General features: G+C 57.3%; 6 protein-coding genes. 1 reads left to right on the top strand and 5 read right to left on the bottom strand.

Annotation, left to right across the window (positions count from 1 at the left end):
- Window positions 1–53: 53 nt before the first annotated feature.
- Window positions 54–860: an aminotransferase class IV gene (locus VPK24_RS17420; RefSeq protein WP_393015283.1), complete on the top strand. Its 807-nt coding sequence runs from the start codon at window positions 54–56 to the stop codon at window positions 858–860.
- Between the two features lie 377 nt (window positions 861–1,237).
- Here the strand turns inward: VPK24_RS17420 and VPK24_RS17415 are convergent, their stop codons facing one another.
- The 5 genes from VPK24_RS17415 to VPK24_RS17395 form a co-directional block, all read right to left on the bottom strand.
- Window positions 1,238–6,712, bottom strand: a complete 5,475-nt coding sequence (locus tag VPK24_RS17415) for a hybrid sensor histidine kinase/response regulator (RefSeq protein ID WP_393015281.1) — start codon at window positions 6,710–6,712, stop codon at window positions 1,238–1,240.
- Window positions 6,713–7,225: 513 nt separating this feature from the next.
- Window positions 7,226–11,221: a methyl-accepting chemotaxis protein gene (locus VPK24_RS17410; protein ID WP_393015279.1), complete on the bottom strand. Its 3,996-nt coding sequence runs from the start codon at window positions 11,219–11,221 to the stop codon at window positions 7,226–7,228.
- Between the two features lie 140 nt (window positions 11,222–11,361).
- On the bottom strand, window positions 11,362–11,898 hold the full coding sequence (locus VPK24_RS17405; RefSeq protein WP_099531795.1) for a chemotaxis protein CheW: 537 nt from the start codon (window positions 11,896–11,898) through the stop codon (window positions 11,362–11,364).
- Window positions 11,899–12,238: 340 nt separating this feature from the next.
- Complete coding sequence (locus VPK24_RS17400; RefSeq protein WP_099531794.1) at window positions 12,239–12,604, bottom strand: response regulator transcription factor; 366 nt, start codon at window positions 12,602–12,604, stop codon at window positions 12,239–12,241.
- 803 nt (window positions 12,605–13,407) lie between these two features.
- Complete coding sequence (locus tag VPK24_RS17395) at window positions 13,408–14,634, bottom strand: response regulator (RefSeq protein WP_393015276.1); 1,227 nt, start codon at window positions 14,632–14,634, stop codon at window positions 13,408–13,410.
- Window positions 14,635–14,834 lie beyond the last annotated feature (200 nt).

Below are 14,834 nucleotides of genomic sequence, written 5' to 3'. Positions count from 1 at the left end.
AAGCGGGGCAATGATCCCGTCAGTATTTTTTGAGCTTACCCGCAATTGGTTTCATGCCTGCCCAGTGGTATCACGGTCAATCCCTCGATCAGCGCACCATTACTCTGGATGTCACGGATCCAGGGTTGATATTTGGGGCCACAACCTTCACAACCTTGCGCGTTTACGATCGCGATCTCCACGGGCCTATGACCCAATGGCTGGCTCACCGCGATCGGCTCTACAACACTCGCAGTCAGTTGGGCCTGCCCCAGCCGGATTGGGAACAGGTGGAACAGGGAGCAACCCTGTTGGCGGCTGAATATCCGGTGTTGCGGGTCACTCTTTTTTCCGATGGGCGGGAATGGATTGTGGGGCGCGAATTGCCCTCCAATTTGGCCCAAAAACAAACACAGGGCATTGTGGCTTGGGTGGCCCAGGCAGCCCACTACCGCCGTTCGATCGCCACTCACAAAACGGGCAATTATCTTCCCTGTTGGCTGGCATTGCAAACGGCCCAGCGACAGTTTTTGGGCCCCGAACCGGCATCCGAAGCCATTTTGGTTGATGAGGATGGGCGCTGGCTGGAAACCAGCACGGGCAATCTTTGGGGACTTCGGGATGGGCGTTGGTGGACTCCGCCCCTGGGAGATTGCTTACCGGGCATTGCTCGATCGCACCTAATTCGCCAACTCCAACGTCACGGGCAACCGATCGGCGTTGACCAACCCTGGACTGCCGATTGGGTGGAAGAATTCGAGGCGATCGCCTATTCCAACAGCGTGGTGGAGGTGGTTCCCTTCCATGCGGTGCTGGATGGCCACCGGGTGCATCGATTGGCGATCGAACCGGTGGCCGAACTCCAGGCCCTCTACCACTAGGGCGATCAAGCCGTTCGCGCAGGATCCGTTGGTTCAGGATCCATTAGACCTCTTTCACAAACCAGTTAAAAGCCTTCATCCTTGAACCCTTTCCCTCAAGATGGGCTAATCAACAATCATTTTGTAGGTTGGGTTGAGGTACGAAACCCAACAACAGTAAGGTTCGTAGTGATCGAGTTGGGTTTCGCAAGGTTCAACCCAACCTACTGAAGAACCAGGCGACTGAGCATTTTGTCAGTCAATCGGCAATCTCGGAGAGAGATTTAGGATAGGGATCGTGATTGATGCAAGAGGTCTATTGAGCATTGCTCGGCCGAGCGGCTGCCGAGCGGCTTAGGTACTGGTTAGGCGCTGGTTGGAAATTTAGGCGTTAAGCGTTAGGCATTGGCCGTAATCAGCACCTCACCCCGCAGCATTCGCCGCGCCGCATCCAGGAGAGCTTCTTCCAAGTAGGGCTTGGTGAAGTAACCCTTTGCGCCCAAGTCAACGGCCATTTTTCGGTGCTTGTCAGCTCCCCGAGAGGTGAGCATGGCCACGGGCAACTCACAGAGGGTTTCTTCCGTCTGCAATCGCTGCAAGAGCTGCAAGCCGTCCATGCGGGGCATTTCAATATCACAGAACACCAAGTCGCAGGGCAAGCCCGATCGCAGTTTTTCCCAGGCCTCTTGACCGTCGCGGGCCTGCTCCACCTGATAACCCGCTTTCTGGAAGGTCATCTTCAGCAGCTCGCGCACCGTGATCGAGTCGTCCACAATTAACACCATCGGATCCTTTTGTTCCGTCGGTGGCTCCACGATGTGGATGTTGTCGGATTCCCAACGGCCGCTGACGGTATCGCGCCGGATGCGACCCTTCGCCAGGTCAATTAGCTCCAGCACATCAGCGATCGGCATGACGCGCCCATCACCCAACACCGTCATCCCGGCAATGCCCAGGGGCTTGGGCACGGGGCCTTCCGGTTGCTTGATTACGATTTCTTGCTCGCCCAGTACCCGATCGACCTCGATCGCAATGAACTCACCGGCACTGCGCAACACCACGATCGCCAAGGAGTCATCCTCCTGGTTGCCGCCGTAGATGTTGCCGCGACTCAGGTGGCGGTTGTATTTCAGCAGCTCAGTGAGGGGATGCAGCGTCAAGATCCGATCGCGCCAGGCAATGCAGCGGCGACCTTCCTTATCGGTCTGCACATCCTCCGGGTGAATATCGGGCGGCGTGTCTTCCACCCCGTCCATCGGAAACGCGATCGTGGCGTGATCGCTCAAGCACCGCAGCGCCTTACAAATACTCAGGTTCAGGGGCAACCGAATGGTGAAGGTCGTTCCCCGTCCCAATTCTGAATCAATGCTGATGCTGCCGCGCAGTTCCTGGATTTTGCGCATCACCACATCCATGCCCACGCCGCGTCCGCCAAACTCATCGGCCTGGTCTTTGGTGCTGAAGCCCGGCAGAAACAGCATTTCATAGATTTCTTGACGCACCATATTGCGGGCCTGGTTGGGGTCAATCAAGCCCTTCTCGATCGCCTTTTGTTTCACCCGCTCCGTATTAATCCCCGCCCCATCATCGGACAAGGAAATCACCGTTTGGTTCCCTTGATAAAACGCCCGAATGGTCAGCTTGCCGGTGGGGGGTTTGCCTGCCGCCACCCGCGCTTCAGGTGTTTCAATGCCATGCACCAAGGCGTTATTGATCATGTGGGTAATTGGACTCGATAGCTCCTGGGATAGGAACTCGTCGATCGCCGTTTCTTTGCCCTCAATGATCAGATCCACGTCCTTGCCACAGCGCTCAGAAACCGATCGCACTGCCCGGGGCAACCGTTCCACCGTGCGCGCAAAGGTCACCATGCGCGACTTATTCAAGTTCTCTTGAATCTGGGTGGTGATTTGCCGCAGGTTCCGCACCAGTTGATCGGTTTGTTCGACCACGAAGTCAATGTCAGAGGCAGACTCCCGCACCCGCACAATCAACTCAATAATTTCTTGAGATTGGGTGTGGAAGGGGGTGAAGCGATCCAGCTCCAGTTCTCCCAAGCCCATCCGGCCACCGTGGGTGTCAGACTCACCGCTGTGATGGGTGTCGGAATGTCCGCCGCCACTGCCGCCGCGCCGCCCCGACAGCAGGGACATTTCCAGGAGCGATCGCTCGTAAAAGTCCTGCATCCGTTGCCCCACATCCCCCAACTGCTGCACCCGTTGGGTCAGATTTTCCAAGGACTGGCGCAAGCGCTCTTGGCCCTGTTCCATGCTGTTGCGGTTCACCACCATTTCCCCAACCAGGTTGTTGAGGTTGTCCAAGTTCCGCACCGGCACTTTGATGATTTGCTCGGCCCGTAAATTGCGGCTGGCGGCCGCTTCCATTTCGCGCTGACCGTTCGCCACGGGAGTCGGGGCCGATCGAGTTGGAGACACCGCAGGGCTGGGGCCGGTCGCTGGGGCAGCCTTGGCCGGGGTCTCGAGTATCTCCACCAAAGCGTCAAAGTCTAGATCCAGGCCACCGGTACTGCCAGCGGGCGCAGGGGTTGTGGCTGGGGCCGCCGCATCGCCAAATAGATCCTCAAAGCGATCGGGGCTGTTGGTGGCGGCCGTCGTTGACAGATTCAGATTCTTCAGCAAAGCATCCAGCTCATCGGCATCGCTTGCCGCCTGGCCAGCCAGGGCCGGCGCAGCAGAACCCTCTAGGGCATTGAGCAGGTCATCGAGGGTACTGTCACCGGCCGGCGCAGATCCCAAATCCTGATTCTGATTCAGCAGTTGATCCAGATCGCCCAAATCACCCAAACCGCTGAGGCCGTCCATCATCGGCTCACTGGTGGGGGGCACACCCAAGAGCGCATCCAAATCTTCCAAGTCCGAACCGGCTAGCGGATCAACCGCATCAACGGGTAATCCTAAGTCACCAAAATCACCAAAATCACCCAAAGTCCCCAAGTCTCCTAAGCCACTCAAGTCGTTTAGATCACCCAGTCCCCCGAAGTCAAAGTCATCCGCGCGATCGGCACGGGTCGCCTCCTGTGGCTCACTGAGATCCAAGGGGCGGCTCCAGTCGGCCGTTCCCATCAAGAAGTCAGGGGCTTCACCATCAGCGGTGGTTTCCAGGCTGGTCGCTTCCCCAAAGTCCAAGTCGTCCAAGGCTGCCCAATCGTCATCCAGCGCAGGAGCGGGGGCCGACGCAGCAGCGGGGGCCAACAGGGCATCCAAATCCGAGAGAATGGGCGGCTCAGTGAAGTTTTCCGGAGTCCAGAGGGCGGCTGCATCGTCGTTGGCCCCTGCGAGATCTGCTTCGGCCTCGGCCAGGTCTAGATCTTCTTCCAAACCGCTCAGATCGGTCGTTCGCCGATCGGAGAACAGATCTTCCAGACCTTCGGAGCTGAGGGTGGAGCGATCGATCCGAATGGCTTTGGCTCCATTCACGTCGTAACTGAGGTCAGCCGCCTCATACACCGGCTCGGCCGGCTCCGCAGAGAGCGGCTCGTCTAGCAGGGTATCGATGTCTTGAATAAAGTTCTCGGCGGTTGAGGTTTCCGCATCCGGCAACATCACATCGGGCGACTCTGCCAACAGATCCGCAAAGGGATCCACCTCCTCCAAGGGATTGGCATTCAAGATGCCATCCAAATCGAAGTGATCGAGGGCGGGCAAGTCGTCCAGAGCCGGATCCACCAGGGCCGGCATGGCGGTGGTTGGCGCGAGATCCTCATCGGTCAGATCAACGGCGCTGAAGTTGCTCAGATTATTGAAATCATCGGTCAGGTCAGCGGTGCTGAAGTCACTCAGATTATTGAAATCGTTGAAGTCCAAATCAGGGGCGGAGTCCGACCAGTTATCATCCAGGTCGATCGCGGCCAGGTCGGGCCACTCCCCTGGCGACATATCGCCGAGATCCAACCCATCACCCCAATGATCTGCGGTTGCTTCCGGGGCCGCGGCGGCCGCCACATCTAGATCGGCCAGGCCCGCATTGCCAAGGTCCAGGTCTGCATGGGCCAGATCTACGTTGGCCAAATCTGCGGCCCAAGCGTCCAGATCAGCCATGTCATCGATCGCCCCAATCTCCGGTAGCGAATCGAGGGTCAGCTCTGGAGGCGCAATCTCTCCCGTCAGGCCATCAATCAGATCCAATCCCAGGTCTGAGCCGAAATTGCCATCGAGATCATCCAGGTTCCCCAGCGCCGAATCAATCACCGTCGTCAAATCCGGGTCATCATCTCCCAATTTTTGAAGTTCATCGGGGATCGGTTCGATCGCTGTGGGATTGCTGATCAGCTCCGTGGAGAAGGTCAGGTCGCCGCTGGGCACCACCCGCAGATCGGTGGGTTCCTCTTCCGCGTCCAAATCCAGATCAAACAGATCATCTGAGGCGATCGGGTTGACTTCCGTGGCCGTTTCCACCGCATCCAGCAGCGCATCCAGATCATCATCACCAATGAGATCGATCGCCCCCTCGCTTGGACTCGCATTCACCATCAGTCCGTTGCCGATGGATGATTCGTCCCCAAAGGCCAACAGGTCATCGATGGACTCTAGCCCCATATCTGCCACCGAATCGGTGGTGTCAATCTCATCCAGCAGATCGTAGCCCAGCGCATCCAGGGAGCTGGTCAAGGCATCAGCATCCGCTGACGATTCCTCATGGGTAAACATCAAGTCCGACAGGTCACATTCCGCGGCCGAGTTCAGGGGCGAACCAGCCGCCGACTCCGAACTTTGCCCCGGCAGATCAGCTTCCAAATCCTGGGAACTTTGGCGAAACAAGTCCGCCAACACGTCCAATTCGGCCACGCCCACTTCCGGCCCCGTGCCCGGTTCTGCCCTTGGCCGTTCCATGCGGCTGGTTTGGGTGGGTGATGGGGTGGGGCTTAAATCCAGCTCATCCATCCGGGTTACGACGGTGTTGCTGGTTTCTGTAAACCAATCTTGCTCAAAATCATCGCCCTGGCTGTGGGTGATGTCGGTAATTTCGGGCGCTAATTCGTCGTTGAGTAAGTCGTCGAAGTCAAATAGATCGACATCTAGGCTGCTGGGGCTGGGGGCAACCGGCTGGGGAACCAAGGCCCGTAACTCACTGCCCAAGCAGATTTCCTGGCTGCGATCGTCCAGAACCAGATCTTGAGCCTGCTTCAGGTCGCGAATAATTGTGGGCGCTAGAGTTTTATAGGAGTTGGTGGGGCAACCGATCGCCTGGCTGGCCGCATCCAGTAACTCCACCCAGCCGATAATGCGGCTGCTTTTGCCCAAGTCAGACAAGCGCTGGCACATCCATTGAAGCTGCGCACGCTGCTGAGGACTGTCCCCTTGGCGAAACAGATCCAACATTTCCCGCAACAGTTGGGGCACCTGTTGCTGAAAAACCTGATGGGTGCGATCGGCCGCCCAAGCATCCTCACTTTGGGATGAGAGGGTACGATGCAGCACGCTGGGCATGTCCACTTCATGGACGGCGAGGCCCAAACGTTCTGCCAAGGCATTAAACGCCGGCTCCGAATCCTGAAGCACGCGGTTGCCCACTTCGGTGGTGAGGCCAAAGGGGCCCTGGAGATGGTCGAGCAGTTCCACCAGGGTGTCAAAGGCCCGCAAAAACAGGCTTTCCAACTCCCGATCGATATGGATCGGATGTTCTTTCAGGACTTTGAAAAAGTCTTCAATCCGGTGGGCGGCCTGTTGGATGCTCTCGAACTCCAACATGCCCGCGCCCCCCTTGATCGAGTGGGCCGCCCGAAAAACCTCATCCATCAGCTCCGGGTCTTCGATCGTCCCCTGCAAGTTCATGAGGCCTTGCTCGATGGTTGTGAGGTAGTCCTTGGCTTCCTCGATGAAGTAACCGACGATGCGTTGCTGTTGATCTTGCATGGAACATAGCCTCCGAAGCGTTTGCCCGCATGATCAAGGGCACTGCCAGCCAACTCGATGCGGATTTGGGGCGAATCAAAAGATGGATCGACAAAGGGTTGCTTGCGATTCCAACTCGCTCACAGGGCGAGCCGCTGAGTCTTCCCAGCCATGATCATGACTTCAGAATTCAGCATAGAATCTCCAGCTTGGAATCTACTGTACTCGATCCATTTCGGATCAGCTTCCACGGATACATCCTGAATCGTCTGATCCGCTTGGGTTTGATTCGTTCAAATTGGACTTGTCCAATATTGGACTGACCCAAATTTGGCTTGTCCAAATCTGCCCAAATCTGCCCAAATCTGATTGATCCAAACCCCCGAAGGTGAGGACTCAAGACAACCCAGGAAACGGCAGCATTCAACCTCAAAGATTTTGAGCCGCGATTGGGTGATGAGCCACTGAGCAATTCGCAATTGACCACGATCGCCCCTGATGCCCCCTCCAATGGGGACTCAGGATACCCCGGGACTACTGATTGCTGCTGTCAACACGGAAACGCTCCACGGAGGAGAGCAGATCGCCCGCCACGCGCACCAGAATTTGCAGGGACTCGGACACCCGCTGCGATTCTTGGGAGGTGTCTTGGGCGGTCTTTTCGACCGATCGCACCACTTGGGCCACGGAGCGGGAGGTGTCCGTTTGCTCCACGGTGTCCGCCGTAATCGATCGCACCAGCACATCAATCCGGTTTGACACCTGGATGATGTCATCGAGTGCGCGCTTGGCCTGTTCCGCCAGCTTGGTTCCTTCCAGCACCTGTTGTGTACCGTCTTCCATCGCTCGCATCACCAAGTTGGTTTCACTTTGGATTTGCATCACGATCTTTTCAATTTCCTTAGAAGCCTTGGCGGCGCGATCGGCCAACTGTCGCACTTCATCCGCCACAATTGCAAAGCCCTTGCCCGCTTCGCCAGCCCTGGCCGCTTCGATACTGGCGTTGAGGGCAAGCAGGTTGGTACGGGAGGCGATCGTGGCAATCAAGGCCACAATCTTGGAAATTTCCTGGGTGGATTCCGCCAGTCGTTTCACCTTGCGGGCGGTTTCCGCCACCGTTTCCCGAATCTGCAAAATCCCGGCCACAGTGCGTTCCACCGCTTCGCCCCCCTTCAAAGCGGTCGCGGAGGCGGAACGAGCCACTTCCTCGGCTTCGCGGGCACTTTCGGCCACCCGCTGAATCGAGTCGGTCATCACCTGCACAGAATTGAGGGTCACGGCCAACTCTTCCGCCTGCCGCAATGCATCGGAGGAGAGCGATCGGGCAAAAGACTCGTTTTCCGAGGAGCGCTTGTTCACCTGCAAAGCGGCCGTTTTCACCTGCTGCACAATTTCTCGCAGGTTTTGAATGGTCAGGTTGAACGAGTCGGCCACTGCGCCCAGCACGTCGGCGGTCACTTCCGCCTGTACGGTCAGGTCGCCTCGGGCAGCCCCTTCCACATCGTCCAGCAGCCGAATCACTTGCCGTTGGAGGTCTTCGCGAGCCTGCTCCTGTTCTTGGGCTTTGCGCTGGGCCTCGCCCATGGTGCTCAAAATCACCCGGGTCATTTGGTTAAAGGAGTTGGCCAGTTCCCCAAACTCGTCATCCCCAAAAACCCGAGCCGTGGCATGGAGACTGCCTTGGCAAACGGCATCCAACTGGGCTTGCAAATCACCCGTGGCCCGCTCCACATGCTGGGCAGTGCGACGGCCTAAGAACAGGGCCACCCCGCCTCCGGTGGCTCCCGCCAACAGGGAGGAAACCAGACCGATGGTGCGAATGTCGCCCATCAGTTGCGGACTGATGCCCCGATCGCGCACATGGGTCATGGTTAAGTGCGTGGTGCCCGCCACGGCCAGGAATGACACAATCCCAGCCATCACCGCCGTGACGGTTTGTTTGGTTGTCAGGCGGGCATTGTCGAAGGAAGCCAGCCAACCATCTTCGGATGGGGTGACCGGTTCGGCGGCGCGGCTTTCGGGCTGGTCAAAGCTCAGCAGTTCTTCGTTATTGGAACTGGTGGCGATGTTGAAGACTTCGTTATCCCCCCCGACGAAGTTAGAGAGGGGTTCTCCCATCACGCCCAGGGAGGGTTCTCCGAGGGAAAATTCGTCGCCACCGTCCGATCGCGGCACGAATTCCGAGGAGGTGTTGGTCAAGCTGAAGTCCGGTAGGCTGCCGAGGTCATCGAATTCATCGAAGTCATCCATGAAGTCACTGGCGGCGGCGGCTCCGTCATCCGCGATCGCGGACAGGGCCCCAGAGGCCGGATCATCCACCGATCGAGCAGGGCTAGCGAAAGCCATGCCCGGGGCCCCATTGATCATGTCGAGGGGGAATGCATCATCATCGGACTCCGGCTCCATGACCGGCGGATCATTGAAGATGCCAAAGTCACCTGCTTCGTTGTCCTCCGGTTCGATCGCCCCCAAGGCTGGCTCCGGCTGAGCCTCCCAAGAGCCGCCCCCAAAGGCTGTGGCACTTAAATCTTCCGGGTTGAACTCGTTGAACTCATCCGGGTTGAACTCTGTCCCATTGAAGTTCCCACCGCCGAATTCCGCCAAGTCTTGGGCTGTGGCTCCCTGGAGGGTACTGGGCCCCGCCATCATGAACAGGGTTTCTTCCACCTCATCATCGAGCGGAAAGGATCCCTCGATCGGGGCCGCAAAAGGCAACTCGATTCTGGCCGCTGGCTCCTTGACCGCTGGTTCCTGGGTTCCGGCCGGCGGAGGCATGAAGAGTGTGCGATCGTCGTCGGCACTGTCCCCCACAAACGCGCCAAAGGGTTCATCAAAAGCATTCGCGCCCGCCAGCGGCCCAGCAGCGGCCGGAGCCGCTGGCTCTGAGAAATCGCCAAAGCCGTCCCCAAATGCCTCGGAGCCAAAGGGATTTTCGGCCCCTGCGGCAACCTCAGTGCCACCAAAATCAGCGCCACCAAAATCAGTGCCACCAAAATCAAAGTCAGCCCCGGCGGCCACGGGTTGACCCGCTAACCCGTCCGCATCAAATACACCAAATCCAAAATCTTCAGGGGCGGATGATTCGGAATCTGCCGGTGCTGCCCAGTCTTCCGCAAAGGCCGCCGCGGCCGGAGCCACCGGGGTTCCGAGGTCAAAGCCCTCAAAATCACCGAAGCCATCGGCCGCCAAGTCATTAGTCTCCGTTGAGTCGGCAGAATTGGGCGGCTCAAAGCTAGCTTCAAAGGGCGCTGCGGGAGATGCCACGCCAAAATCACCAAAATCTTCGATGGGATCAGCATCCAAGTCCCCAAAAACCGGAGCTTCAGAGGTGGACGCGGCAAAGTCTGCTGAGCCAGCCTCTCCAAAGCCTGCCGATTCGCCGAAGTCGAGGTCAGCCAACGCGGCTCCAAATTGATCTGTCCCAAATTGATCACCATCGGCCGTGTCGCCGGGCAAGTCGCTCGCGAAGTCATCGGCTCCAAAGGCTGATGCGGCCAGGGGATCCGCCCCACTGGTTGCCCCAAGGTCAGCCTGAGCTAAGTCAAAGGACTGATCACCAAAATCCATACCGGCCCCAAAAGCATCATCACTGGTGGACGATGCCGATGCCGCAAAGGGATCCGCCTCGAAGCGATCGGGCAGCCCCAAATCTGGTGCTGGCGAGGGTGTGGATCCTTCGCTCCCCCCAAAGGGATCGATCAGGAAGGGATCCGCTGCCGGATCGGAGGGAGTGGCTGGTTCCGGAGACCCCAAAGCGGCGAAGGGATCATCGCTTCCTCCGAGGTCAGCACCTAGGGCGATCGCCCCGGAGTCGGCTCCCAAGTCCGTACCAAAGTCAAAGTTATCAAAACTGTTGAGGTCATTGGGATCGCTGCCCGTGGATTCATCCCCGAGATCCAGCGCACTCAAATTGCCTAAATCAGCGCTCCCAAAATCCGCATCTTCAAAGTTGACGCTACCGAAGTCGGCACTGCCAAAGTTCGCGCCCCCAAAATCGCCGCTTTCTAGGTCGGCATTGGCAAAGTCCGCGTCACTTTCCAGGTCGCCCAGGGCTTCGGCCATGGTGCTGTTGCCGGCCAGCAGGCCCGTTTCCGTGCCCTGGGGGTCACTCATCAATTCATCAAAATTGAAGTCCCCATCATCAATCAACGGTTGATCGGCTAGATGGGTGTTGCCGCCGTTGGTGGTGGTTTCTTGATCGCCAAAATCAAATTGGTCAAAGTTGGGGGTTTCGTCATAACCATTACCGGCGCTCAGGGCCTGGCTGGTGGCGGCTAACCCTGAATGGGCGTATTCCACAAAGGTGGGGTCGCTGGTCAGACTGAGCACGGACTGGTATTCCACCTGGGCCGTGTCGTATTGGTTTAGGCCGTAGCAGTAGATGTGGCCTCGGAGTAAGCGAACGCTGGGATCATCGGGATAGGCCTGGGCAAGCCGATCGATCGCGGCGGCAGCTTCGGGGTAATTACCGCTGGTGTAGGCATCATTGGCCCGCTGGTAATCCTGGTTGTAATCCGTGCTGGATGCCATTGACCTTCTCCGGGACGATCGAACTCTGGCGCGTTTAGAAAATTGCGGCTGGGGGCGCGTGGGGCCGCTCGTAACAATTGGACAAACGATTGGGCAAGTCAGGTACGAGCATAGCCGCCCATCGTACTTCGATGCTACTCCTATCCTGCGGATTGACCCAGGCGGTTAGACCGCAAAATGGCCACATGATCCAGTAGTTGCAGAATTCGATTGTTACTCAATCGCCACTCTCCGCGCAAAAATTCCCCGATCGGATCATTCACGCTACTCAGGGCTTCCACATTGTCCGGCTTGAGCCAATACATACCCGCCACCCGGGCCACCGCCAAGCCAAGCATCATATCCCCTTCCTCGATCGCAATCACCGGCACCTCCGCCCGATCAGTATTCAGCGGGATGGTTTCCCCCAAAAATTGCCCCAGATCCACCACCCAAATCACCTGACCCCGAATATTCAAGGTTCCTAACAACAGGGGAGACACGTTCGGCACAGGCGTGATCCGATCGGGAGAGGGTTCACTCACCTCGCGGATAATGACCGCTGGCAATGCCAATTCCCGTCCCGAGGGTAGGTAAAACCGCAGGTGCATCTCACCTTCAGGATTTTCTAGCTCCTGAAGTTCCGGCGACTGATCATCCACACCTCCGCCGGCCAAAAAATCTGGACTTCCGACCACAGCGCTTTCCTCTGGCTCCGTAACAGACTGAAGGGCAACTGCTACCCCACAATTACGTTACGCCATGCATTCGCGATCGCACCCGATCTTTCAGGCAGTCATCACCCCGCTGGGAAGCAAAGAGCCAGATTTTCATCTAGCTAGACTGCGCCATTGCCGTTAAATCACCGTTCAATTGCCGCTAATTTCGCGAAACCACACCCATCCTGTCAGATCGGCGCAAATTTCCTCAATTAGAAGCCAATTTTCTCAACTCCAGATCACCAGATTCAGATCACTGGACTCAGATCACCAGATTCAGATCACCGAACTTAGATCGCCGGATCCCAACCTTTACCAATCAGCCGCGCAATAATTGCTTCACCGTTCCCACCAACTCTTGAGGCTGAAAGGGCTTAGCAATATAGGCATCTGCGCCTTGTCTCAGGCCCCAGTAGCGATCGAACTCTTCCCCTTTCGAGGAACACATCACCACTGGCACATCCTGCGTCGTGGGATCCGACTTCAAGCGACGACAAACTTCGTAGCCATTCATGCGGGGCATCACAATATCCAAAACGACCAGATCCGGACGCTGCTTCTGCAAACTTTCCAGCGCCTCAACACCATCGGATGCCATGTTGACGGTCAGCCCACTGCCCTGCAAGAGCTCGCCGATCATCTCTCGCTGGGCGACGCTGTCTTCGACAACTAACACTACACTCATGGCTATCTTTCTCGTTTCACTCTGCCTGCCAAGGGGGTCAATCGGGGCGCATGGGGTTCATGACGCAGCGGTGGCTCGTCACCCAAACTCTTGCATTACCGGTCATCGGAACGGGCAATGATTTATCCCAGACGCGATCGGCGCTGCTCTTACTTGAACCATCCTGATCCTGCCAGCTTTAGGGTTCCCAAATCCCTGGCAGCCAACGGACTTGGCTACCGGTGAATTGAGGCACGCGAGAATTTAACGACTAGGAGATAGGGAGTGGGTGCGAACCAGCAATCAGGTTATTACCGGCGATCAATGGCTTGGGGGCAATTGCTCTGTTTTCGGCAGGATTGCCGTTGACAAGATCGGCTGATAGAGCTGTGGTGCTGGCGTGTGGGCGGGCATAAACCTCACCCATGTCAAGCAATCACGGCTGGTGTTGACTAGGAACACTCAGACCCTGGCAAAATGCCGCTATGCAAGTGCGATGGCTGGCAATGATTATAGCGTCGCGATGGGCGGGCCACGTCTTTTTGCGGGTGGTTGTCACCCACGAAAATCGCAGACCTGCGCCTGAATGCTAGCAGGAACTGACAGCTCGCGCACCCGATTCTTGAGCCGAGTTGGGGCTAACCCGGTTGCGCAAGCGTAAACGATGGTTGGGTTGTTTTTCAACTTTTCCGGCAATCTTTTGGCAATTTGTGGGCAACACTCTGACTAATTGACATTCTGTTGGGGCTGGGCGATCGCCTGTTTGGGTTTCTCCGAGAAAGGCCCTAGCCCGGTGCTAATTTGAGTCGAATTGGGCGCTTTTGTTAGGATACGGGGAGAGATTCCGCCGTAGACAGTGCTAGATCGCTTATTTCCTCCTCAGGGGCTGGTTCCAGGCGACCAGAGCCGATATATCGCTCAATTAAGGCTTTTAATTCCTGGCGCTTGAAGGGCTTGGTTAGGTAGTCGGTTGCGCCGGCCAAGCGGGCTTGGGTGCGATCGAGAAACCCCTCCCGCCCCGTGATCATGATGATGGGCACATGCCGAAACAATCGAGTCTGTCGCAACATGGCGCATAGCTCATAGCCATCCAGATGGGGCATGGCAATATCGCAGAGGATCAAATCTGGCCGCAGCTCAAACACCTGACTAATCGCTTCTAGGGCACTGAGAAAGCCCACCACGTCATAGCCCAGCAACTGCAACCCCTGCTCGATCGCGCGGCAAACGGCTGGGCTGTCTTCAATGCAAACAATTCTCGGTGCTCGCAGGTTGGGATCCTGAACGGTCATGACCTGATGCCAGCGCGATCGGGCGGCCGAATGCTCCAAAGGCGGCTCAATGAGCTGAACCAACCCCTCCTGGATATAGGGATAAAGCGCCTGGGCCACAGCCAGAAGCGGCCGCTGACGATAGCGAGCAATTTGGCGCAGGGTGATTGACCCGGTGGCCCACTCGCTAAAGGTTTGGAGGGTTTGAGCCGGCAACACTTCTCGCAATCGCTGAACATCCGTCAACACGGGGCACAAATCCGGCGACTGCACGTAGGGATACAGTTGTTTCCAGTCTTGCAATTCCTGGGCCACTTGGGAAATCAGCGGGCTAACGGCCAAGCTGGTTAAATGGGGCGCGATCGCCTCGCCCATGTTGAAAATGAACCGCCCCTCATGCACCGTCAGCAAGTCAAACAGGGCCTCATGCACCATTGCCTGGAGGATGTTGCGGCCCTGCACCGGTTCCAGTTGATGGGTTTCCAGCAATGCCCAAAGATATCCATATTCCGGCTCGCTGATGGAAGCCATTTTGGAAACCGATAGCTCATCAATGGCCGTTTCCAAGGCGTAGCGATGGAGGTAGTCCCGAAGGCGGGTTGTGCCCCCTTCCCCGGAGGTGCAGTAAACGATCGCCCCTTGGCGAAAGAAGACGAACCAACTGCGGCGATCGCCCGGATGAGCACCTTCAACTTCTAAATACAATTCACCCGTGCGCTGGCCTAACTCAATCAGGTGCAGGAGGCTGCGGATATCAATCTCGCTGAGCTGTCCTTGCATAGGGCTGTCCTGGCACGGGGATAGGGGGGAGTGGGGTTGCCCAGTCCTGGCTCCATGCTATCGCGATCGATCAATCCCGAATGGCTCGATCGCAACTTTTTCAAGCCCGATTTTTAAATACATTTTGTCCAATACATTTTGTATAGTAGGGCGGTTGCCCAAGCAACCCGGCGCATCTACTCCAGCAGCGATTCAATCCA

The sequence above is a fragment of the Limnothrix redekei LRLZ20PSL1 genome, from assembly GCF_043235035.1.
Lineage (GTDB): Bacteria > Cyanobacteriota > Cyanobacteriia > CACIAM-69d > CACIAM-69d > CACIAM-69d.
Note: the sequence above shows the minus strand (reverse complement) of the source record. Positions and strands in the feature narration are given on the sequence as shown.

What these genes read in the sequence shown, in the direction of transcription:
- VPK24_RS17410 (WP_393015279.1), bottom strand. Translation starts at nt 11,221, where the DNA reads ATGGCATCCAGCACGGATTACAACCAGGATTACCAGCGGGCCAATGAT.
- VPK24_RS17400 (WP_099531794.1), bottom strand. Translation starts at nt 12,604, where the DNA reads ATGAGTGTAGTGTTAGTTGTCGAAGACAGCGTCGCCCAGCGAGAGATG.
- VPK24_RS17420 (WP_393015283.1), top strand. Translation starts at nt 54, where the DNA reads ATGCCTGCCCAGTGGTATCACGGTCAATCCCTCGATCAGCGCACCATT.
- VPK24_RS17415 (WP_393015281.1), bottom strand. Translation starts at nt 6,712, where the DNA reads ATGCAAGATCAACAGCAACGCATCGTCGGTTACTTCATCGAGGAAGCC.
- VPK24_RS17395 (WP_393015276.1), bottom strand. Translation starts at nt 14,634, where the DNA reads ATGCAAGGACAGCTCAGCGAGATTGATATCCGCAGCCTCCTGCACCTG.